Origin of the sequence: Pelagimonas sp. KU-00592-HH, from assembly GCF_040369695.1 — a bacterium.
GTDB lineage: Bacteria > Pseudomonadota > Alphaproteobacteria > Rhodobacterales > Rhodobacteraceae > Shimia.
On record NZ_BAABWM010000003.1, the window covers coordinates 281,721 to 301,279 of the forward strand.

Here is a 19,559-nt window from a genome sequence, read left to right on the forward strand (position 1 = left end):
TCAGCCGCGGTAGGGGCGGGCGTCGGGCAGGGTGATATTAGCCACCTGCTCGGCAATCGGGTCGGTCGAGAGCGGGTGCAGCTCGGCGTCAAAACGGGTGGGATCGCCGATGGGCTGCCATTTTCCACCTGCGTAGACTTCCAACCCCGCAAAGTTGCGCTTGTAGCCCATCTTGGGGCTGCCCGGCACCCAATAGCCAAGGTAGACGTAAGGAAGGTTTGCTTCGCGCGCGATCTCGACGTGGTCAAGGATCAGGTAGGTGCCAAGGCTCTGGCGCGGCAGTGAAGGGTCATAGAAAGAGTAGACCATGCTGAGCCCATCGCTCAGGACGTCGGTCAGTGACACGCCGATCAGATCTCCGGTCTCGCTGTCGGTGTATTCGACAACGCGGCTGCGGATCGGGGTTTCCTCGATCATCGCGGCGAATTCGAAGACATCCATATCGGCCATGCCACCATCCGCGTGACGGCTGTCGAGATAGGTGCGGAACAGATCGAACTGATCTTCGGTGGCCCAGGGCGATGTAGCGCGGCGCGACAGGTGCGCGTTGCGCTTGATGATGCGTTTCTGGCTTTTCGAAGGGGTAAATTTCGAGACGTCGATCCGCGCCGAAAGACAGGCCGCGCAATCGGCGCAGGATGGGCGGTAAAGCACGTTTTGAGACCGGCGAAACCCTTGATGTGAAAGGGTATCGTTCAACTCGCCGGCATGTTCCCCCTGAAGCGCGGTGAAGAGTTTCCGCTCCATCCTGCCCTCAAGGTAAGGGCAGGGTTGCGGGGCCGTCACATAGAACTGGGGCGCAAGAGGAAGCGTGTGGCGCATGGGGGTCCGATTTGTCGTTCGCGAGAGACGATAGCAACCGAACCCCGTTAGGCCAACCCCCAGTTTCCAATCAGAAACGGGCGGCGCGATTGATGGCCACAGAGCCCATGACGTGATCGGTCAAACCCTGGGCGCGGGCCGAGGTCAGCATCAGGATGATCGACAGGATCTGCAACGGGAAGACCGAGATCGACACGTGATAGCCAATGGTGTGCAGGAAGGCCGATCCGAGGTCGAACTGGCGCCCTTCACGGTCACGAAACTCCAATGAAACAAGGCGCATCCCCCATGTGGCAGAGCCTGTCGCAAGGGTCACCGTGCGATAGATGAAGCCGACCACCAGAAGGATAAAGGCGAAGATGAACAGGCCAAGCCCGACGGTGAAGACAACGACCAGTGCCGAAATCGCGAAGGTGATGACCGTGTCGATCACCCAGGCGATCAGGCGCTTGGTCGGCACGTCGGAATAGAATTCCGGCTGGATGTCAGGGTCGGGGAGGGTGAAGTCTCGGAGGGTCATTTTTCCACGTATGTATTGCGTCGGTATTACGGAGGTATCGCGGCGGTGCGGTTCGCGCCATGGGAAACCCCCGCCGAAGCGGGGGCCGGGAGGGTGTTAGGCGTCGGCGCGCGGTTCCTTGATCTCGGTCGCGGCGGCATCGGCGCGTTCTTCCATGAACTGGTCGAACTCAGCCTTGTCCTTGGCTTCGCGCAGGCGCTCGAGGAAGGCTTCGAAGTTGCGCTGCTCGTCTTCGAGGCGACGCAGGGTTTCATCGCGGTAGGCGTCGAATGCGGAGTTGCCTGTCGGGGACATCACGTGCATGCGACGGTGCGCTTTCGAACGGTGGCTGCAGGATTTGCTGAACATGCGTTTGCTCCAGATCATGTAGAAGAGAAGGGCGAGGCCCACGGGCCAGAAGAAGATAAAGCCGAGGACCATCGCGGCGATCCATGCGCCTTTGCCTTTGCTGTCCAGCCAGGCTTCACTGCGGGAAAACCAACCCTGGTTGTGGGAGGTTGCAACAGTTGCGGTGGCAGAGGGTGTCATCTTGGGTCTCCGTTTTGGGATGTAAATCGCTTTCACATTACCTAGATTGGGATTGCGCCTCGGCTTTGCAAGGATTTATGTGAATGGTTTTTACATTATTTCGGTATGTGGTTGTTTTTAATGCATTAAATTTATCGGAATTTTAGGTTTTTCTCGTTCAGACCGTAAAGTTCGCGGCTTCTGCTCCGGTGAGGTCAGGCAGTTTGGACGGGCAGAGGGCAAAAACATGGTTGGGCGTCCCCGCCGCAGCCCAGACCGTGTCAAACGCCATCAGGCGCGCGTCGATAAAGGCGCGGATCGGGGAGAGGTGCCCAACCGGTGACACACCGCCGATGGCGAAACCGGTCTGCGCACGCACGAGGGCGGCGTCAGCCTTGCCAAGAGGTTCTCCGGCGAGGGCGCTGGCTTTTTCGACATCAACCTGATTTCCACCGGCAGTCAGGAACAGGATTGCCTTGCCGCTTGTTTCGCCCCGGAAGATGATTGACTTGGCGATCTGGTCCAAGGCACAGCCGACGGCGTCTGCCGCCATCTGTGCCGTTCTCGCGCCGTTGGTTTCCACGATCTCGACCGGCAGACCCGCGTCATCAAGTGCGGCGCGCACGCGTTTGTGGGATTTGCTCATTTCGATGTCTCCTGCGACGGGGCTGTCACAGTCAAACGCCGTGACCGGCCCGTGTAAAGGGCGTTGACCCCAAGAGTTGGTCGGCGCAGGGTCGCGGCATGGAAAAAGTAACGATTGAAGAGATACTGGCCCTGGAAACAATGGTCTGGGAGGCGCTGGTGGCAGGCGATCCGCAAGCCGATGGCGCAATGCTGACCGAGGATTTTCTTGGGGTCTACACGTCTGGGTTCTCGGACAAGGCCGGGCATATGGAGCAGTTGGAAGGTGGGGCGGTGATGGCCGACTACCGTCTGAGCGCCGCACGGTTGGTGGAGATCGGCGCGGATCATGTGCTTCTGGCCTATCGCGCGGAGTATCTTGCGACGGGCAAAACCGACTGGGAGGCGATGTATATTTCGTCGATCTGGCGCAAGACAGCCGATGGCTGGCGCAACAGTTTTTCACAGGACACGCCTGCGGCATAGGGCGGCGGAACTTGCGACAGGTCATTGACCATTGCGCAGCGGATTCGCATGGTCGGCGCATGAGTTTCGAGACACGTATCACCCGCCTCCCAACCGCCTTTGATTCCGAACGTGGCGATGACACGCTTGCGCTTGTTCCCGGGTTGTCCGGGGATCTGGGCAAGCTTGTGCACGGCACCGCAGGCTGCAGCCCTTACCTCAAGTCCCTGATCGAGAAAGAGAAAGACTGGCTGCCCGGTGCTTTTGACGATCCCGAGGCGGCGCTTGCGACCCTGTTTGACGAGCTTGCCGAGGTTGCGCCGGATGCTTTGGGCGCGGCGCTACGCATGGGCAAGCGGCGCGTGGCGCTGATGACGGCGCTGGCTGATATTGCCGGGGTCTGGGAGCTGGAACAGGTGACCGGCGCGTTGACGGATTATGCCGATCTGGCCAGCGACCTGGCCTTGAAGTCGGCGATTGCCAACGAGATCAGGCGTAAGAAGCTGCCCGGCCAGACCGAAGATGACGTGGCCACGGCGGGTGGCATGGTCACGCTTGCCATGGGCAAGATGGGGGCGCACGAGCTTAACTACAGTTCCGACATCGACCTGATCTGCCTGTTTGACGAAACGCGGTTTGATCCTGCGGACTACCATGATGCGCGGGCCTCGTTTGTGCGGGCGACGCGCAAGATGTCGTCGATGCTGAATGACCTGACGGGCGATGGATATGTGTTCCGCACCGATCTGCGCCTGAGGCCTGATCCGGCGGTGACGCCTGTCTGTCTCGCGATGGAAGCGGCCGAGCGGTATTACGAGAGCCTTGGGCGCACATGGGAGCGTGCGGCTTATATCAAGGCGCGGCCATCGGCCGGTGATCTTGAGGCGGGGGGGCGGTTCCTGCAGACGCTGAAGCCCTTTGTCTGGCGGCGGCATCTGGATTTCGCGGCCATTCAGGATGCCCATGACATGCGCTTGCGCATCCGCGAGCACAAGGGGCTTGGCGGCAAGATCACTCTGGAAGGCCACAACATGAAGCTTGGGCGTGGCGGGATTCGCGAGATCGAGTTCTTTACCCAGACGCGGCAGCTGATTGCCGGTGGGCGTGATCCTTCGCTGCGTGACAATCGCACGGTGCCGGCACTGGGGCATCTGGCTGAAAAGGGGTGGGTGCCGGAAGAGGCGGCGGCGATTCTTGCGCGGCACTACCGGTCGCATCGTGAGGTCGAGCATCGTATCCAGATGATCAACGACGCCCAGACCCATGATTTCCCCAAGTCCGACGACGGGATGCAGCGGATTGCCTGCCTGATGGGCCGCGATCTTGGGGAATTGAAGGCCGAGATCGTTGACCGGCTGGAAGAGGTACACGAGCTGACCGAAGGGTTCTTTGCGCCGGATGCCGCCAAGCCGCAGGAGGTTTCGGAGCTGGATGGTGAGATCATCGCGCGGTGGCAGACCTATCCGGCGTTTCGGTCAGAACGGGCGGTGGCGATCTTTGACCGGTTGAAGCCTGACCTTCTGAATCGCTTGTCGAACACGGCCCATCCCAACCAGGCGCTCTTGTCGCTGGATGGGTTCCTTGCGGGGCTTCCTGCCGGTGTGCAGCTGTTTTCGCTGTTCGAGGCCAATCCGCAGTTGATTGACCTGTTGGTGGATATTGTCGGCACGGCTCCGGCGCTGGCCAAGCACCTGTCGCGCAATTCCGGTGTGTTCGACGCGGTGATTGGCGGATCGTTCTTCACGCCCTGGCCCAATGAAGACGGGCTTCGCGCGGAACTGGCCGACGTTCTGGCGCATGAAGGCGATGATTACGAACGCAAGCTGGACAGTGCGCGGCGGTGGGCCAAGGAATGGCATTTTCGCGTCGGCGTGCATCACCTGCGTGGGTTGATTTCGGCCAAGGAGGCGGGCGAGCATTATGCCGATCTGGCCTCGGCTTCGGTCGCGGCGCTTTGGCCGGTGGTGCAAGAGAAGTTCGCGGAAAAACACGGGCCTTGCCCGGGGCGGGGCGCGATGGTTCTGGGTATGGGATCGCTGGGCGCGCGCCGTCTGAATGCCTCGTCCGACCTTGATCTGATCGTGATCTATGATGCCGACGGGGTCGATTTCTCGGAAGGAAGGCGGCCATTGGCAAGCCGTGCCTACTATGCGCGCCTGACGCAGGCGATGGTCACGGCGGTGACGGCGCAGATGGCGCAGGGGCGACTTTATGAGGTGGACATGCGCTTGCGGCCCTCGGGCACGCAGGGGCCGGTTGCGACCTCTGTCACTTCTTTCAAGGACTACCAGAAGAGTGAGGCCTGGACCTGGGAACACCTTGCGTTGACGCGGGCGCGCCCTGTCGCGGGCGAGGAGTCTCTGATGGATGAGGTCGAGGCCTTCCGGCAGGAGCTTTTGGCCGCGCCGCGTGATGGCACGAAGATCAAGGCGGATGTCAACGAGATGCGCGACAGGATCGCGGCGGCCAAGGCACCCAAGGGTGTTTGGGATGCCAAGATCGGGCGTGGGCGGTTGCAGGATATCGAGCTGGTGTCGCAGACTTGTGCCTTGATGGCAGGAACGCCGCTGCGCAGCGTTTTCGATGGGCTGGACGCCGGTGTCGCGATTGGGTGGTTGGATGACGCTCAGTGTATTGCTCTGAAAGCGGACTATGACCTTTTCTGGAAAGTGCAGGTGGCGTCCAAGCTGCTGAGTGAACAGGACTTGTCCCCCGAGGTGATCGGAGAAGGTGGTGCCGCGTTCGTGCTGCGGGAAACGGGGGAAGAGGTGATGGAACGCCTCGCAGGTGCCCTTGTCGATGCGGCGGAACGGTCAGGCGACCTTGTCGATCTGGTTCTCGGCAAGGACCGTGAAAAGGAATAGGCGCGTGGCGGACCAGAATGACCCGAAGGAACTGATCCTTGAGAGCTACCGGATCGAGGGGATCACCGAGAGCGAGTGCCGTTCGATCTTTCTGGATTGGGCATTGAGTGTCGGGATCGACAGCCAGGTGGCCATTGCCGGCCTTCTGGAAACCTATGGTACCGACAATCCGGACCATCCGATGACTGCGATCCTGAAGGACGGGCTGGCCAAGTTGTCGGAACCGCGTCGTCGCGGCGGTTGGCGGTCGCGCGAACGGTGAACACAGGGGCGCTGGCCGCCGGGGCTAGGTCCGAATTCCCTTGAAACGAACGGGATTTGTCCCAATCTTGCCTCATTTCGAGAGCAAATTGTCTTCGAAGAGTTTGGAGCAGAAGCCCAAGGAGACAAGACAATGACCCGCGCTCGACTGACAGCAGTTATGATGGCCCTCGGACTGGGCCTTTCGGCATGCGCATCGGTAGACACCGCGACGCGGAACATCCCGCTTGAGCAGATCACCACGGAAACGGCCGCGCCGGCCCCGTCGTTTCAGCTCGTTGGATATGACGTAAGTGTCCCAACAACCCTCAAAGTTTCAGAAGCCAACAGCTATTATCCGGGCGGTGACATCGTCTGGCGCGGCGATGCCTTTGGCAACCGCTATGAGCAGGTGGGCGCAATCTTCGAAAACGCCATCGAAATCGGTGCCCGTCCGCTGGAAGGCGCACTGCCGGTTGTTGTCGAGATCGAGGTCAAGCGCTTCCACGCGCTGACCGAAAAGACCCGCTATTCGGTTGGTGGTATTCACTCGATCGAGTTCGTGATGACCATCCGTGATCCGCTGACCGGTGCCGTTGTGCGCGGCCCGCGCGAGATCAAGGCCGACCTTGTTGGCTATGGCGGCTCAAAGGCGCTTCAGGCCGAGGCCCGTGGCCTGACCCAGAAGTACCGCATCACCCAGCACCTTGCCAAAGTGGTGCGCGACGAGATGAGCCTCGCAACCGGCTGGGTCAAGCCGCAGGGCGGCGTGACGGCCCGCATCCAGCCGCTAAGCCCGGTGCAGGCACTCTGATCTTTTCTTGATCGCAGGAACACGTTAGGAGGGCGGCATGATGTCGTCCTCCTTTCCTGTTGTCCGCCTGAAACCCAAAGCCAATACCCGTGCGATCCGCCACGGCTTTCCCTGGGTCTATGATAATGAGCTGGTGATTGACCGGCGTACCAAGAAAATTTCCGCCGGTTCCATCGTGCTGCTGGAAGATGGTGAACGCCGCCCGATTGGCCTTGTCGCGTTCAACGCCGGATCGCGCATTGCCTGCCGGATGCTTGAGCGCGATGTGGAGGCCACGATTGACCGGGACTGGCTGACCGCCAAGTTCGTGCGGGCGCGCGAGATGCGTGAGCGCCTGTTCGATGCGCCGTTCTATCGCTTGATTCACGCCGAGGCAGACGGGCTGCCGGGAGTGATCGTCGACCGCTTTGGCGATGTGGCCGTGATCCAGCCGAATGCGGCGTGGTCCGAAGTTCTGCTGGACGAGATGGTCGCGGCGCTGGTTGCCGCGACGGGTGTCACGACGGTTCTGAAAAACGGGTCCGGTCGGGCGCGTGGCCTTGAGGGGCTGGACGAAGACAGCCGCGTGATGGTGGGCACGGCCCCCGACGCGCCGGTGCCCGTGGTGATGAACGGTGCGACCTATATGGCCGACCTGACCGGCGGGCAGAAGACTGGCCTTTTCTATGATCAACGTCCCAATCACGGATTTGCCGCCGGGCTTTGCAAGGATGCAAAGGTTCTGGATGTTTTCTCGCATGTAGGCGGCTTTTCCCTTGCTGCGCTGGCGGGGGGCGCTGCCGAGGCTATGGCGGTGGATGGCTCTGCCGCGGCGCTGGCGCTGGCCGAAGAAGGCGCGCGGCAGGCCGGGGTGTCTGATCGCTTTTCGACCCGCAAGGGTGATGCGTTTGACGTGCTGACGGCGCTGGCCGAAGAGGGCGCACAGTTTGATGTTGTGATCTGCGATCCGCCTGCCTTTGCGCCGTCGAAACCCGCGCTTGAAAAGGGGCTGCGGGCCTATGAGCGCGTGGCGCGGTTGGCGGCACCTCTGGTGAAGGAAGGGGGCTATCTTGGCCTGTGTTCCTGTTCCCATGCGGCCGACCTTTCCAAGTTTCGCGGCGCATCGGTGCGCGGGATTGGCCGTGCCGGGCGGCAGGGGCAGTTGCTGCACACCGGATTTGCCGGACCGGATCATCCGCTGATGCCGCAACTGGCCGAAAGTGGCTATCTCAAATCCCTGTTCTTCCGCCTGTGAAACGGTTGCTGCTGGATACCTGCGTCATCTATCCGACGGTGATGCGCGAGGTGCTTCTGGGGGTGGCCAGGGCAGGGGCGTTCCAGCCGATGTGGTCGGCGCGTATCCTTGAGGAATGGGCGCGGGCGGCGCGCAAGATCGGCCCGACGGGCGAAGCGCAGGCACGGGGGGAAATCGCCCTTGTGCGCGCGGCCTGGCCCAAGGCCGAGGTGACGTGGAAGCCATCGCTGGAAGACCGTCTGTACCTGCCGGATGCGGCGGATGTGCATGTTCTGGCGGCGGCGATTGCCGGATCGGCGGACGCGATTGTCACCGTGAACGCCAAGGATTTTCCGCGCCATACCCTTGCCGAGGAAGGCCTTGAGCGGATCGATCCAGATGCCCTGTTGCGGGGTGTATGGGAAGATGCGCCCGAGATGGTGGAAGCGGTGGTCGAAGCCGTGCGTCAGGAGGCGGAGCGGTTGTCGGGGGAGGCCTGGGACACCCGGAAGCTGCTCAAGAAGGCGCGTTTGCCACGCCTGGCCAAAGCGGTTTCGGGACGCGGCTAAGCGGCTGAAAACTTAGCCGATTGTACCCCATTTTGTTTCCAGGTCCTCGATTGCCTTGATGCGTTCGGTGGTCTTTGGGTGGCTGAGCAGCCATGCCGGTGTCGCCCCGCGCACCTGTGTCAGGCCTTCGAGCTTGTGGAACAGGGTTTTCTGGGCTTCGGTGCCGATCCCGGCCTTGGTCAGAAGGGCGGCGGCATAGGCGTCGGCCTCGTATTCGTCGCTGCGCGAGAGGCGGGCGGACAACAGGCGCATGGCCATTCCGGCGAGCCACGGGCCGATGCCGGGAAGAATACGGCCAAGCACCATGGCGAGCGCGGTCCGCAGGGCGTTCTGGCCCGAAAAATCGATCATGCGGCGACGGGAATGGCCAAGGGCAACGTGGCCCAACTCGTGTGCGATCACGCTGGCGAGTTCCTCCGCGCTGACGTCGCCGGCGCGGTAGCGGTCATAGAAACCACGGGTGATGAAGATGCGGCCATCCGGTGCGGCAAGGCCGTTGACGGGTTCGATCTCGTAGATGTGGACTCGGATGCGGGGCAGGTCGAGGGCCTTGGCCATGTCCTTGATCAGGGGTACGAGGCTAGGGTCGGCCATTTCGGTGGACCGAGCATCCAGCTCGCGCGAGGTGCGCCACGCGGAAAAGCGGTAGAGCACGATGCCATAGATCAGGGCGAGCAGGATTGGCGTAAAGCGAAGCATACCCCTGATATGGCGCAGGAGGCGGTCCGTCGCAAGGTCAACAGGTGATCAGATCGGGGGCGTGGCGCGAGAGCCTTTCGACTCCGCCTGCGCGGCAGAGAACCGAATGGCCAAGGCACATGGCGTTGCCGGTGGCATCGTCCATCAGGATCATGTGCAGGAAAAACACCTGATTTTCCAACATGATGGTCGGGTTGTTCTCGTAGAACATCGGGAAATCGACCCAGATCGGGCCATAGACCGCACCCATGCCGTAACCGCAGGCGTTAAGGCGCGCGTTGCGCAGGCCGTGGGCGTCGAAGACACGGGCGTGGGCGTCATAGACGTCGCCCATCGGGGCACCGGGGCGGATGGCCGCTTCGCAGGCGGCGAGGGCTTCGGAGGCGGCGGTGTGCATCCGCTTGTGGGCGTCGCTTGGGGTGCCGACAATCAGGGTCTGCATCATGGCGGCGTGGTAGCGGGCGTAGGCACCGGACCATTCGATGGTCATCTGGTCCTGATCCGAGAGATGACGGCGGCCGGAGGCCGAGCGACAGAGCAGCGCTGCGTCCCCCGATCCGAGGATGAATTCATTGCCTGCGTAGTCACCTCCTCCTTTAAAAACAGCACCTTGCATGGCGGCGAGGATGTCGCCTTCGAAGGCGCCGGCGTGGGTGGTGGCGATGGCGGCGTCGAGGGCATCGTCGGAGAGTTCGGCGGCGCGGCGGTGCATGGCGACTTCGGCGTCGGATTTCAGGCGGCGCAGGGCGGGGAAAATGCCGGAGCCGTCCTGTATATCGGGCAGGGCGGCGCGCAGGCGTTGGCCCCAGAAATCGGTGAGGCCCGCGGTGCGCGATTCAAAGGCCAGCGTCCCGTTGCGTACCCCGAGATCGCCAAGGAGGTTGGCCAGACCAGAGACCGGATCAACCCCTTCGATATCCACCCAGATATGGAGTTGGTCTTCGGAAAGTGTCGAAGTTTGAAGGGCTTGCAGGCGGTCAGGCGCGCGGGTGAAGAGGTGGATGTCGCCCTTTGCTGTCATCACCATGCACTGGAACATGGCAAATCCGAAGGTATCATAACCGGTCAGCCAATAGTGGCTTTCCGGCGCAAACAGCAGGATTGCATCGAGGCCATTTTCCAGAAGGGCAGCGCGGGCGCGGGATTGGCGGGCGGTGTATTCTTCGGGGGTGAAATGGCGTGGCATGGGTGATCCTGTTGGTGAAATTCCTGTGGTCAGCCTTGCGTATCGGGGCCTTTGGCGCACTTCGGTTCACGACGTCGAAATCGTCAAAAAACGACGTCGGTATTGCGTCGGTATTACGGCTGTATCGCGGAGGTGCGAAATCAGGCGAGACCCTATAAATGGCTGAGGTGATCGCCAATCAGCGCGTCAGGTCTTTCATGCCGGATTCGATGCCCTGGAGGGTCATCGGTACCATGCGGTCTTCGAAGATGTCGCGGATCATCTTGATGGAATGGGTGTGACCCCAGTATTTTTCCGGCACCGGATTGATCCAGAGGTTCGAGGACCACTGATCGCGGGCGCGTTCGAGCCAGACCTGGCCGGATTCGGCATTCCAGTGCTCGTTGGCACCGCCGGGATAGGCGATCTCGTAGGGTGACATGGAGGCGTCGCCGACGAAGATGCACTTGTAGTCGGGGCCGTAGGTGCGCAGCACTTCGTGGGTGGGGATCTGTTCCTGCCAGCGGCGTTTGTTGTCGCGCCAGACGCCTTCGTAGAGGCAGTTGTGGAAGTAGTAGTATTCCAGATGCTTGAACTCGGCCCGGGCGGCGGAGAAGAGTTCTTCGACGACGCGGATGTGCGGGTCCATGGAACCGCCCACGTCGAGGAACAGCAGCACCTTGACGGCGTTGCGGCGTTCCGGACGGGTTTTTACATCGAGATAGCCGTGTTCGGCAGTGGCGCGGATGGTGCCGTCGAGATCGAGTTCGTCGGCCGCGCCATCCCGTGCCCAGCGGCGCAGGCGTTTCAGGGCCACCTTGATGTTGCGGGTGCCCAGTTCGATGGTGTCGTCAAGGTTCTTGAACTCGCGTTTGTCCCAGACCTTGACCGCGCGCCGGTGGCGGCTTTCCTTCTGGCCGATGCGCACGCCTTCGGGATTGTAGCCATAGGCGCCAAAGGGCGAGGTGCCGGCGGTGCCGATCCACTTGTTGCCCCCTTGGTGGCGGCCTTCCTGTTCCTTGAGGCGTTCTTTGAGCGTTTCCATCAGCTTGTCGAAACCGCCCAGAGATTCAATCTCGGCCATTTCCTCGGCGCTGAGGTGTTTCTCGGCCATCTTGCGGATCCATTCCTCGGGAATGTCCACGGCGTTCAGGACGTCCTGAACATTGATGTCCTCGAGGCCCTTGAAGGTGGCGGCGAAGGCGCGGTCGAACTTGTCGAGGTTGCGCTCGTCCTTGACCATGATGGTGCGGGCCAGAAAGTAGAAGGATTCGATGTCGTAGGTGGTAAGCCCGGCTTTCACCCCTTCGAGAAAGCCCAGGTATTCACGCAGTGATACCGGCACGCCGCCGGACCTGAGATTTTCGAAGAAGGGAAGAAACATGGGGTTTATCCGAGGCTGCGTTCAACGAAGACGGTGATGAACAGGCCAAGGATAGCAAAGGCCATTGCGTAAACAACGGCATATTGCAGGATATCAAGCGTTTTGCCCTTACGTCTTTTTGCGATCAGGCCACCGATAAGAGCGCCCAGAACGGCGCTGACGAGAAGGATCATCTTTCTCAGTATCTCCCTTTGAGCGGGCTGAGCGATGCGATTTCACGCAGTTTTGCGCGGACGGCCCAGTCCGGGCCAAAGCCGTACCTTGCCCAGCCAAGACTGTCCAGTCGGACGGCACCGGCTTCCTGCGATTTGCCCTGCAATTCGAGGGCTTCGGCGCGCAGGAGCATGAGCGTGGCGAGGAGTTCGGCGTTCTCGTGGCGGGCGGCGACGGGGATCAGCGGGTTGAGCAGCGCGAGCGCCTCTTGCCCGCGGCCCGAGGAAATGGCCTGTGCTGCAAGCTGGGCCGTTACATAGCCGCGGTGCAGGGTGGCATGGGGAGATCGACGGTAGGCCTGATCGGCGAGCAGGAACTGGGTGTAGGCCTGCTCGGCATCGACGCCCTGAAGCAGGCGACCAAGGGCGTAGTGGGTAAACCCGAGGCGGTGATCCTGCCAGCCTTCCTGTTTGGCGATTTGCAGGGCAAGACGGGCCGCAGTGCGCCGTTCGGCGGGATTGGCCCCGGGGCCAAGTGCGCGATGAATGGCGTTGATCCATGCGCGGGGGGTGGCCGAGGGCTGAAGCGGCGAGACAGACTGGCCGCGCGGGTTGATGCGGGCGAGGATGGCGGGCAGGCGAGAGGCCACCTGCGCGCGTGTCATGCCGTTTTTCAGGGCAGGGTCATAATAGGCGCGCAGGATCAGCATATCAAAGCCGGTCAGGACCGCGTGGACGTTGTCATCGTTGAAGACGCTGTCGGGCAGGCGGTAGAGATCGTTCAGCGGGCCAAGGGCCTGGGCGAGTTCCTCGTGCAGGCAGTCGCGCACTTCCTGCGGGCTGGTGTCGTTGGGCAGGAAGATCGACAGGCGTTCGCGGTCTTGCAGCAGGGTCCAGTCGGTGCGCGGCGACCGGCGGGCCGCGCGGTATTGCGACAGGGACGAGACGTTGGGGGCCACGAAACAGGCGGCCTGCGGCAGGGCGCGGCGGATTTGGGTGCGGGTGACGGATTCGATGGTGATGTTGGCATCACCTGAGGTTGCCAGGTGGATGTCGATCCCGGCCTCGCGGCGCAGGCGGGCCATCAGCCGCTTGAGATCAGGAACGAGGTTTGACGGCGGAGACCCGGTGACGCGGACCGTGATCGGGCCTTCGAAGCGGGTCATCACCGGCAGCTCGCGACCGCTTTCCATCTTGAAGGCAAGGTCAAGGAAATCGCGTGCGATGTCGCCGTTGGCGCGGGCCGGGGCCACGGGGCGCGGCGTTGCAAAGACCTTCATCGGGGGCAGCGAGGACTCGGAAATGGCAGCGCGGCTTGGCGCTTCGCTCTGCGGTTGGGCACAGGCCCCGAGGGTCAGAAGGAAGGGGACAACAAGTTGTTTCATAAAGGTCGATTGTAGCGAATAAACGGGGTCAGGGCGGCGACGCGGTCATAGAGCTGGCGGGCCGTCGTGTTGAAATCCTGCGTCAGCCAATAGACGGCGGGCGCGCCGGCCTTGTCGGCGGCGTCATAGACCGCCTCGATCAGGGCGCGGCCGATGCCGGTGCCACGGGCTTCGGGGGCGGCGAAGAGGTCTTGCAGGTAGCAGACATTCTCGACCTTCCAGGCGTGGCGGTGAAACAGGTAGTGGGTCAGGCCCAAGAGCTTGCCATCGCGTTCGGCGACAAGGCAGGAGAAATCCTGAGGGGCGTCGCCAAGCAGGCGGGCGAAGGTGGTCTGGTAGACCTCTTCCGGAACCGAGGTTTCGTAATAGTCGAGATAGCCCGTCCAGAGCACGCGCCAGTCAGCCTCGTCTTCGGCCCTGAGCGGACGAATGGTGATCTGGCTGTCTGCTGTCATCTGGCTGCTCCGGGTCTTTCGTGGGTCCGGGTTATGTCGGACCTTGCTGAAGCTAGCCTTCCTTTAGGGCAGGAATGTGACTGGCCTCGTCAATTTTCACGCCATGATGGACCGGGGAGGGCCTGATGACAAGCGGGGGGCTTAGCGGTGGGAAACTGCGATTGCCTAAACGACTACTATTTCCCTTGCCGCCGGATTTTACTTTAGAGAACTGCAACCTGCGATTGGCGTCCAGTCGGGGTTCACCCGGATGCGCGCGTTTTCCAGATCCTCGTTGCTGAACTGGTCCAATTTCGAAAGTTCTCTCGCTTTGTCTCTTAGTTCAATCGCTTGCTCGTTTGTTTGTGCCTGTATTCCAACGACCACATATTTCGCGCCCGGACTAAGCCACAGAGTAGGTTTGGCGCCAAATTCGTTGCCGTATCCGTCGGCTTCGGCTTGCGCTGTTGAACAATTCGGCAGGCGATAGGATGCCATTTGAAGGACGAGCAGGTCAGAGTCTTCTGGCAACTGGTTGGTCGCTGGTGCATCCAGACCAATCTTATCGGCGAGATCAATTGCCTTTTCAGCCTCGCGAACTGCCTCGCCAGCTTTCTGCGTGGCCTTATCGACTTCGTCGTTCGCCGTTCCTGACTGGTACAGTGCATAGACGGCCACGACAAATGCGGGCAGGCCAAAAATCGTTTGTATCCAATCTGTTGGCGAAGATCTTTTGATAAATTCACTGAAAGTCATCAATTTTCTCCAATAAAATTAATAAGTTGTCCGAACACAGGCCCAAGACGGCGGCAGCGTCGGTGGCTGTAGCCTACAACAAAATGGAGAAATTGTGGAGTAATGTGTCTGCCTCAGCGGGAGAGCTTGCGCCCGCCGAGGTGGGAATTCCGTGGGAAATCAGGCGACTTCCGTGGCTTTTCCTCAGCGTTGCGAGCGCGCCATGAAGGCGAGGCGTTCGAAGAGGTGGACGTCCTGTTCGTTTTTCAGGAGCGCGCCGTGCAGTTTGGGCAGGGCGTTGGCGCCGTCGCGCTTGAGGTCTTCGGCATCGAGGTCTTCGGCCAGCAGCAGCTTGAGCCAGTCGAGCACTTCGGAGGTGGAGGGTTTCTTCTTTAGGCCCGGGGTTTCGCGGATCTCGTAGAACTGGGTCAGGGCGGTGGTCAGAAGCGCCTCTTTCACGCCCGGATGGTGCACCTCGACGATGGCTTTCATCGTGTCGTGGTCGGGGAAGCGGATGTAGTGGAAGAAACAGCGGCGCAGGAAGGCGTCGGGCAGTTCCTTTTCGTTGTTCGAGGTGATGATGATGATCGGGCGCTGCTTGGCCTTGATCGTCTCGCCGGTCTCGTAGACGTGGAACTCCATCTTGTCGAGTTCCTGGAGAAGGTCGTTGGGGAATTCGATGTCGGCCTTGTCGATCTCGTCGATCAGCAGAACGACCTTTTCGTCGGCCTCGAAGGCCTCCCAGAGCTTGCCCTTCTTGATGTAGTTCTTCACGTCATGCACGCGCTCTTCGCCAAGCTGCGAGTCACGCAGGCGGCTGACGGCGTCATATTCGTAGAGGCCCTGTTGCGCCTTGGTGGTCGATTTGACGTTCCATTCGATCATGCGCAGGCCCAGACCGGTGGCAACCTGTTTGGCCAGTTCGGTTTTACCTGTGCCCGGTTCCCCCTTGACCAGAAGCGGGCGTTCGAGCGCGACGGCAGCGTTGACGGCCACCGTCAAGTCGTCGGTGGCTACATAGCTTTCGGTGCCTTCAAAACGGTGAGTCATCTTCGTCCTTCCTGCCGGTTGCGCGCATGTCCGATTTGTCAGGCAATTGGGTAAAGCCGGCAACGGGATTTGGCAAGGTGCGCCGCTGCGTCGTTTTGAAATGGCGGGGGATCGTCCTAAATCCGTTCCCAGATGCCGTTGAACGCGCGAAATAAACTGTTTCCATTGATTATGTTGCGTCTCATTGAAAAGACAGGGAAAATCGGAACGAGGTTTTTCGGCGGGGCAATTTCGCGCATCTTTTTTCGCCTTGCCTACGGCTTTGTTGAAAATCGTGATGCCCGTTCGCATCGTTTTGACGCTTTGCCTAGTGACAATCCGTGCGCCGTGGGCTATTGCGAGCGCAGAGTAAGGGGGGCCTGATGTCTGAGGAAACTATTATGACGGACGTTAGCCACGATGAGGGAGCAGCCATGAAAGCCGAGACTTTCCTGCCCGACGATTATCGACCGGCAGAAGATGAACCGTTCATGAATGAACGCCAGATCGAGTATTTCCGTAGAAAGCTCATCAACTGGAAAGAAGAAATCCTCGAAGACAGCCGCGACACGATCGAGGGCCTTCAGGAAAGCACCCGCAACATTCCCGATGTCGCAGACCGCGCCAGCGAGGAAACCGACCGGGCGCTGGAACTGCGGACCCGTGACCGTCAGCGCAAGCTTGTTGCCAAGATCGACTCGGCCCTGCGTCGCATCGACGAGGGCGAGTATGGGTATTGCGAAGTGACGGGTGAGCCGATTTCGCTCAAGCGTCTGGACGCGCGTCCGATTGCAACCATGAGCCTTGAGGCGCAGGAGCGCCACGAGCGCCGCGAAAAAGTGCACCGCGACGACTAAAGCGCCGGTTTCGAGAGAAAAATCTGAACGCCGAGGGTTTCACCTCGGCGTTTTTCGTTTCAAAAGACGCATATGAGTCTTTCGGGTAAGAAAATCACGGTTATTGGTGCCGGCATCGGGGGTTTGACAGCGGCCATCGCGCTGCGCAAGCGCGGTGCCTGGGTCACGGTGCTTGAGCAGGCCGAGGCAATCACCGAGGTCGGGGCGGGTATCCAGGTCAGCCCGAACGGGTTCGCTGTATTGCGGGCCCTTGGGCTGGGGGACAGGTTCCGACAGATTGCAGTTCAGGGGCAGGCGGTCGAGCTGCGCGACTATCGCGCCGACAGCCTTGTGGCCCGTCTGGATCTGGGGTTGCTACCCGAGGATCAGCCCTATTTCTTCGTGCACCGCGCCGATCTTGTCGACATTCTGGCCGATGCGGCCCGTGCGGAAGGTGTGAAGATCCGCCTTTTGCAAAAGGTGAATACGGTTGAGGCCACGGAAACGCCTGTTGTGCATCTCGCCAACGGTGCCGACATGAAGGCCGATATCGTGATCGGGGCGGATGGCCTGCATTCGCGGCTGCGTCCGGTTCTGAACGGGGTGACCGCGCCGTTCTTTACCCGCCAGACCGCGTGGCGCGCGATCATTCCCAATGTGATCGGCCACCCCAACGTGTCGCGGGTTCACATGGCGCCCAAGCGGCACATGGTGACCTATCCGCTGCGGGGCGGGGAGTTGATCAATATCGTGGCGGTGCAGGAGCGCACCGGCTGGGCCGAAGAGGGCTGGCAGCACAAGGATGACCCCGCCAACCTGCGTCGGGCGTTCGGTGATTTCGGCGGCGATGCCAAGCGGATGCTTGCAGCGGTCGAGGACGTCGGGCTCTGGGGGCTTTTCCGCCACCCGGTGGCACCGGTCTGGCACAGGGGCCATACGGCGATCCTTGGCGATGCGGCGCATCCCACCCTGCCGTTCATGGCCCAGGGCGCGGTAATGGCGATGGAAGACGCCTGGGTGTTGACCGATGCACTGGAGCACGCGGACACGGTTGAGGCCGGGCTGGCCGCCTATCAGGCGCGACGGGAAGACCGGGTGAAGAAGATTGTCGAAACCGCCAACGGCAATGCGTGGAAGTATCACCTGTCGTTCCCGCCGATGCGTTTCGGCGCCCATATGGGGCTGCGGGTGGTTTCGAAGCTGGCGCCGAAGAAACTGATGCAGCAATTCGACTGGATTTACCGTCACGATGTGACCAAGGGGTAGGACACTCTTCTGGAAGAGTGTCCGGTGCTGCAAATTTTCCAGAAAATTTGACTGTCTTCAGGCGTCGAGGTCGACCCAAACCGGAACGTGGTCGGAGGGTTTTTCGCGGCCGCGTACGTCCTTGTCGATCTGGCAGTCGCGCAAAAGGTCGGCGCAGGCGGGGCTGAGCAGGAAGTGGTCGATGCGGATGCCGTCATCGCGGTTCCATGCGCCTGCCTGGTAATCCCAGAAGGAATAGTGGCCGGGGCCGAAGGTGCGGGCGCGGAAGGCCTCGGTGAAGCCGAGGTTCATCAGGCGTCGGAAGGCGGCGCGGCTTTCGGGGCGGGCGAGGGCGTCTTGCTGCCAGGCTTCGGGGCGGCGGGCGTCTTCGTCCTGCGGGATGATGTTGTAGTCGCCCGCCATCAGGAAGGGTTCCTCGCCGGCCAGAAGCTCCTGGGCGCGGGCGTGCAGGCGCTCCATCCAGCGCAGTTTGTAATCGTATTTCCCGCCGGGCACGGGGGTGCCGTCGTCCTGGAGTTCGACCGGGTTGCCGTTGGGCAGATAAAGGCCGCAGACGCGGATCGGGGTTTTGCCGATCACCGTCGCCTCGATCCAGCGGGCCTGTTCATCGCTGTCATCCCCGGGCAGGCCGCGGGTGACATCTTCGAGGGGCAGCTTGGACAGGATCGCGACGCCGTTAAAGCTTTTCTGGCCATGGGTTTCGACGGTGTAACCGCGGTCTTCGAAGAGCTCGCGGGGGAAGGCCTCGTCGACCGACTTGATTTCCTGCAACAGGGCGACGTCGGGCTGGGCCTCGTCGAGCCAGGCGGGAAGGGCCTGTGCGCGCGCCTTGATGCCATTGATGTTGAATGTCGCGATTTTCATGTCCGTCTCCCTGCCGCGTTGATGCCTGTATCACGCATGGGAGACGCTGTTTCAAGTCTGTCTCTGACGTCGAAGCGCGGTGTGAAAGGCGGGGTCTGATGCGAATCGGATTCGGGGATTCGCGGGGGCGGATTCCGCAGATTCCGCGCATGGATTCTGGATACATGGAGAGAGATTCGTGGTAGAATTTGTTCGTGAACAGGAAAATATGAAGAATTTTCAGAAAAAAATGTGGAAAAATTGGAAACAATCGGAATAGCTTAGAGGACAAAGTTATCAGAGGATTGTGACTCAACCTTAACGTGTAACTTGAATTTTGAATCCCGATTTGGTAGAATTTTCCGTTTGAAAAAATAAGGCTGCGTGCAAGCCTGAACCCGCTCAAAACTTCAACTTGGAGGGTTCCAAATGCTCGCTCAAAAATCAGTCGAAATGACCTGTGAAACCGTTGCGGACAGCGCTGTAACACAGCACGAAAGCAACATCCATGACGGCTCTCACACCGAGATGTTCACCTCTGGTCTTTCGCCGGAAATGGCCACTGACGCCATGGCCGGAGACGGTGCCGAAATGTTCACCTCTGGCCTTGTGCAGATGTATACCTTGGGCCTTGCTCCGACCGCATCGGCCGAAGCCGTGACCGGTGAAGGCGTGGAGATGTTCACCTCGGGTCTTTCGGCAAGCGGCACCTCGACGGAAGCTGGCGAGGCCGTCGAAATGTTCACATCCGGACTTGTTCAGATGTTCACTTCGGGCCTTGCCCCAAGTGCATCCGCCGAAGCGGTGACCGGTGAGGGTGTGGAGATGTTCACCTCGGGCCTTTCGGCCAGCGGCACCTCGGCAGAAGCTGGCGAGGCCGTGGAAATGTTCACATCCGGTCTGGTGCAGATGTTCACCTCGGGTCTTGCGCCGCAAGAAGAGGCCAAGGCCGAAGCCGGCGAGGGTGCCGAGCTGTTCACCTCGGGTCTTTGA

22 protein-coding genes are annotated in these 19,559 nt (G+C 61.0%); 9 read left to right on the plus strand and 13 right to left on the minus strand.

Annotated elements, in window-relative coordinates; all coding sequences use genetic code 11:
- The 4 genes from ABWV42_RS13725 to ABWV42_RS13740 all read right to left on the minus strand — a co-directional run bounded on the left by ABWV42_RS13725 (position 1) and on the right by ABWV42_RS13740 (position 2,495).
- Positions 1-822: an arginyltransferase gene (locus tag ABWV42_RS13725; protein ID WP_353340648.1), complete on the minus strand. Its 822-nt coding sequence runs from the start codon at positions 820-822 to the stop codon at positions 1-3.
- Between the two features lie 70 nt (positions 823-892).
- On the minus strand, positions 893-1,342 hold the full coding sequence (locus ABWV42_RS13730) for an RDD family protein (RefSeq protein WP_353340650.1): 450 nt from the start codon (positions 1,340-1,342) through the stop codon (positions 893-895).
- Positions 1,343-1,438: 96 nt separating this feature from the next.
- Entirely contained in the window at positions 1,439-1,870 is a 432-nt protein-coding gene (locus ABWV42_RS13735) for a DUF2852 domain-containing protein (protein WP_255106171.1), read from the minus strand.
- 157 nt (positions 1,871-2,027) lie between these two features.
- Positions 2,028-2,495, minus strand: coding sequence for a YbaK/EbsC family protein (locus tag ABWV42_RS13740; RefSeq protein ID WP_353340651.1), 468 nt, complete (start codon positions 2,493-2,495; stop codon positions 2,028-2,030).
- Between the two features lie 98 nt (positions 2,496-2,593).
- Here ABWV42_RS13740 and ABWV42_RS13745 point away from each other — a divergent pair, with 98 nt between their 5' ends.
- The 6 genes from ABWV42_RS13745 to ABWV42_RS13770 all read left to right on the plus strand — a co-directional run bounded on the left by ABWV42_RS13745 (position 2,594) and on the right by ABWV42_RS13770 (position 8,638).
- Positions 2,594-2,959, plus strand: coding sequence for a DUF4440 domain-containing protein (locus ABWV42_RS13745; RefSeq protein ID WP_353340652.1), 366 nt, complete (start codon positions 2,594-2,596; stop codon positions 2,957-2,959).
- A 59-nt stretch (positions 2,960-3,018) separates the two neighbouring features.
- On the plus strand, positions 3,019-5,802 hold the full coding sequence (glnE, locus tag ABWV42_RS13750) for a bifunctional [glutamate--ammonia ligase]-adenylyl-L-tyrosine phosphorylase/[glutamate--ammonia-ligase] adenylyltransferase (RefSeq protein WP_353340654.1): 2,784 nt from the start codon (positions 3,019-3,021) through the stop codon (positions 5,800-5,802).
- A 4-nt stretch (positions 5,803-5,806) separates the two neighbouring features.
- Positions 5,807-6,064: a hypothetical protein gene (locus ABWV42_RS13755; RefSeq protein ID WP_353340656.1), complete on the plus strand. Its 258-nt coding sequence runs from the start codon at positions 5,807-5,809 to the stop codon at positions 6,062-6,064.
- A 132-nt stretch (positions 6,065-6,196) separates the two neighbouring features.
- Positions 6,197-6,856, plus strand: a complete 660-nt coding sequence (locus ABWV42_RS13760; protein ID WP_255106184.1) for a DUF6778 family protein — start codon at positions 6,197-6,199, stop codon at positions 6,854-6,856.
- Between the two features lie 37 nt (positions 6,857-6,893).
- Positions 6,894-8,090 carry an RSP_2647 family RNA methyltransferase gene (locus ABWV42_RS13765; RefSeq protein ID WP_353340658.1) on the plus strand — a complete coding sequence of 399 codons (1,197 nt, stop codon included), beginning with the start codon at positions 6,894-6,896 and terminating at the stop codon, positions 8,088-8,090.
- Positions 8,087-8,638 carry an RSP_2648 family PIN domain-containing protein gene (locus ABWV42_RS13770; protein WP_353340660.1) on the plus strand — a complete coding sequence of 184 codons (552 nt, stop codon included), beginning with the start codon at positions 8,087-8,089 and terminating at the stop codon, positions 8,636-8,638. Before ABWV42_RS13765 ends, ABWV42_RS13770 begins: the two co-directional genes overlap by 4 nt.
- Before the next feature lie 12 nt (positions 8,639-8,650).
- Here the strand turns inward: ABWV42_RS13770 and ABWV42_RS13775 are convergent, their stop codons facing one another.
- The 8 genes from ABWV42_RS13775 to ABWV42_RS13810 all read right to left on the minus strand — a co-directional run bounded on the left by ABWV42_RS13775 (position 8,651) and on the right by ABWV42_RS13810 (position 15,642).
- Positions 8,651-9,337, minus strand: a complete 687-nt coding sequence (locus ABWV42_RS13775; protein ID WP_353340662.1) for a M48 family metalloprotease — start codon at positions 9,335-9,337, stop codon at positions 8,651-8,653.
- 37 nt (positions 9,338-9,374) lie between these two features.
- Positions 9,375-10,523: a M24 family metallopeptidase gene (locus ABWV42_RS13780; RefSeq protein WP_353340664.1), complete on the minus strand. Its 1,149-nt coding sequence runs from the start codon at positions 10,521-10,523 to the stop codon at positions 9,375-9,377.
- 178 nt (positions 10,524-10,701) lie between these two features.
- A complete protein-coding gene (locus ABWV42_RS13785; RefSeq protein ID WP_353340666.1) occupies positions 10,702-11,886 on the minus strand; it encodes a vWA domain-containing protein in 1,185 nt (394 codons plus the stop codon).
- A gap of 5 nt (positions 11,887-11,891) precedes the next feature.
- A complete protein-coding gene (locus tag ABWV42_RS13790) occupies positions 11,892-12,059 on the minus strand; it encodes a hypothetical protein (protein WP_255106200.1) in 168 nt (55 codons plus the stop codon).
- A gap of 5 nt (positions 12,060-12,064) precedes the next feature.
- Positions 12,065-13,423, minus strand: a complete 1,359-nt coding sequence (locus ABWV42_RS13795) for a DUF2927 domain-containing protein (RefSeq protein WP_255106204.1) — start codon at positions 13,421-13,423, stop codon at positions 12,065-12,067.
- Positions 13,420-13,878, minus strand: coding sequence for a GNAT family N-acetyltransferase (locus ABWV42_RS13800; protein WP_353340668.1), 459 nt, complete (start codon positions 13,876-13,878; stop codon positions 13,420-13,422). The genes ABWV42_RS13795 and ABWV42_RS13800 overlap by 4 nt, the downstream gene beginning before the upstream one ends.
- Before the next feature lie 198 nt (positions 13,879-14,076).
- A complete protein-coding gene (locus ABWV42_RS13805) occupies positions 14,077-14,613 on the minus strand; it encodes a hypothetical protein (protein ID WP_353340670.1) in 537 nt (178 codons plus the stop codon).
- Between the two features lie 183 nt (positions 14,614-14,796).
- A complete protein-coding gene (locus tag ABWV42_RS13810; protein WP_255106209.1) occupies positions 14,797-15,642 on the minus strand; it encodes an AAA family ATPase in 846 nt (281 codons plus the stop codon).
- 413 nt (positions 15,643-16,055) lie between these two features.
- On the opposite strand from ABWV42_RS13810, the gene dksA reads away from it, so the two are divergent.
- Positions 16,056-16,478: an RNA polymerase-binding protein DksA gene (gene dksA, locus ABWV42_RS13815; protein ID WP_255106211.1), complete on the plus strand. Its 423-nt coding sequence runs from the start codon at positions 16,056-16,058 to the stop codon at positions 16,476-16,478.
- Between the two features lie 72 nt (positions 16,479-16,550).
- Positions 16,551-17,723 carry an FAD-dependent monooxygenase gene (locus tag ABWV42_RS13820; protein WP_353340672.1) on the plus strand — a complete coding sequence of 391 codons (1,173 nt, stop codon included), beginning with the start codon at positions 16,551-16,553 and terminating at the stop codon, positions 17,721-17,723.
- Between the two features lie 57 nt (positions 17,724-17,780).
- Here the strand turns inward: ABWV42_RS13820 and xth are convergent, their stop codons facing one another.
- Complete coding sequence (gene xth / locus ABWV42_RS13825; RefSeq protein WP_353340674.1) at positions 17,781-18,587, minus strand: exodeoxyribonuclease III; 807 nt, start codon at positions 18,585-18,587, stop codon at positions 17,781-17,783.
- A gap of 408 nt (positions 18,588-18,995) precedes the next feature.
- Here xth and ABWV42_RS13830 point away from each other — a divergent pair, with 408 nt between their 5' ends.
- Entirely contained in the window at positions 18,996-19,559 is a 564-nt protein-coding gene (locus ABWV42_RS13830; RefSeq protein ID WP_353340676.1) for a hypothetical protein, read from the plus strand.

Coding starts and splice junctions, on each gene's coding strand:
- ABWV42_RS13725 (WP_353340648.1), bottom strand. CDS start 822: ATGCGCCACACGCTTCCTCTTGCGCCCCAGTTCTATGTGACGGCCCCG.
- ABWV42_RS13730 (WP_353340650.1), bottom strand. CDS start 1,342: ATGACCCTCCGAGACTTCACCCTCCCCGACCCTGACATCCAGCCGGAA.
- ABWV42_RS13735 (WP_255106171.1), bottom strand. CDS start 1,870: ATGACACCCTCTGCCACCGCAACTGTTGCAACCTCCCACAACCAGGGT.
- ABWV42_RS13740 (WP_353340651.1), bottom strand. CDS start 2,495: ATGAGCAAATCCCACAAACGCGTGCGCGCCGCACTTGATGACGCGGGT.
- ABWV42_RS13745 (WP_353340652.1), top strand. CDS start 2,594: ATGGAAAAAGTAACGATTGAAGAGATACTGGCCCTGGAAACAATGGTC.
- glnE (WP_353340654.1), top strand. CDS start 3,019: ATGAGTTTCGAGACACGTATCACCCGCCTCCCAACCGCCTTTGATTCC.
- ABWV42_RS13760 (WP_255106184.1), top strand. CDS start 6,197: ATGACCCGCGCTCGACTGACAGCAGTTATGATGGCCCTCGGACTGGGC.
- ABWV42_RS13765 (WP_353340658.1), top strand. CDS start 6,894: ATGATGTCGTCCTCCTTTCCTGTTGTCCGCCTGAAACCCAAAGCCAAT.
- ABWV42_RS13775 (WP_353340662.1), bottom strand. CDS start 9,337: ATGCTTCGCTTTACGCCAATCCTGCTCGCCCTGATCTATGGCATCGTG.
- ABWV42_RS13780 (WP_353340664.1), bottom strand. CDS start 10,523: ATGCCACGCCATTTCACCCCCGAAGAATACACCGCCCGCCAATCCCGC.
- ABWV42_RS13785 (WP_353340666.1), bottom strand. CDS start 11,886: ATGTTTCTTCCCTTCTTCGAAAATCTCAGGTCCGGCGGCGTGCCGGTA.
- ABWV42_RS13790 (WP_255106200.1), bottom strand. CDS start 12,059: ATGATCCTTCTCGTCAGCGCCGTTCTGGGCGCTCTTATCGGTGGCCTG.
- ABWV42_RS13795 (WP_255106204.1), bottom strand. CDS start 13,423: ATGAAACAACTTGTTGTCCCCTTCCTTCTGACCCTCGGGGCCTGTGCC.
- ABWV42_RS13800 (WP_353340668.1), bottom strand. CDS start 13,878: ATGACAGCAGACAGCCAGATCACCATTCGTCCGCTCAGGGCCGAAGAC.
- ABWV42_RS13805 (WP_353340670.1), bottom strand. CDS start 14,613: ATGACTTTCAGTGAATTTATCAAAAGATCTTCGCCAACAGATTGGATA.
- ABWV42_RS13810 (WP_255106209.1), bottom strand. CDS start 15,642: ATGACTCACCGTTTTGAAGGCACCGAAAGCTATGTAGCCACCGACGAC.
- dksA (WP_255106211.1), top strand. CDS start 16,056: ATGAAAGCCGAGACTTTCCTGCCCGACGATTATCGACCGGCAGAAGAT.
- ABWV42_RS13820 (WP_353340672.1), top strand. CDS start 16,551: ATGAGTCTTTCGGGTAAGAAAATCACGGTTATTGGTGCCGGCATCGGG.
- xth (WP_353340674.1), bottom strand. CDS start 18,587: ATGAAAATCGCGACATTCAACATCAATGGCATCAAGGCGCGCGCACAG.
- ABWV42_RS13830 (WP_353340676.1), top strand. CDS start 18,996: ATGCTCGCTCAAAAATCAGTCGAAATGACCTGTGAAACCGTTGCGGAC.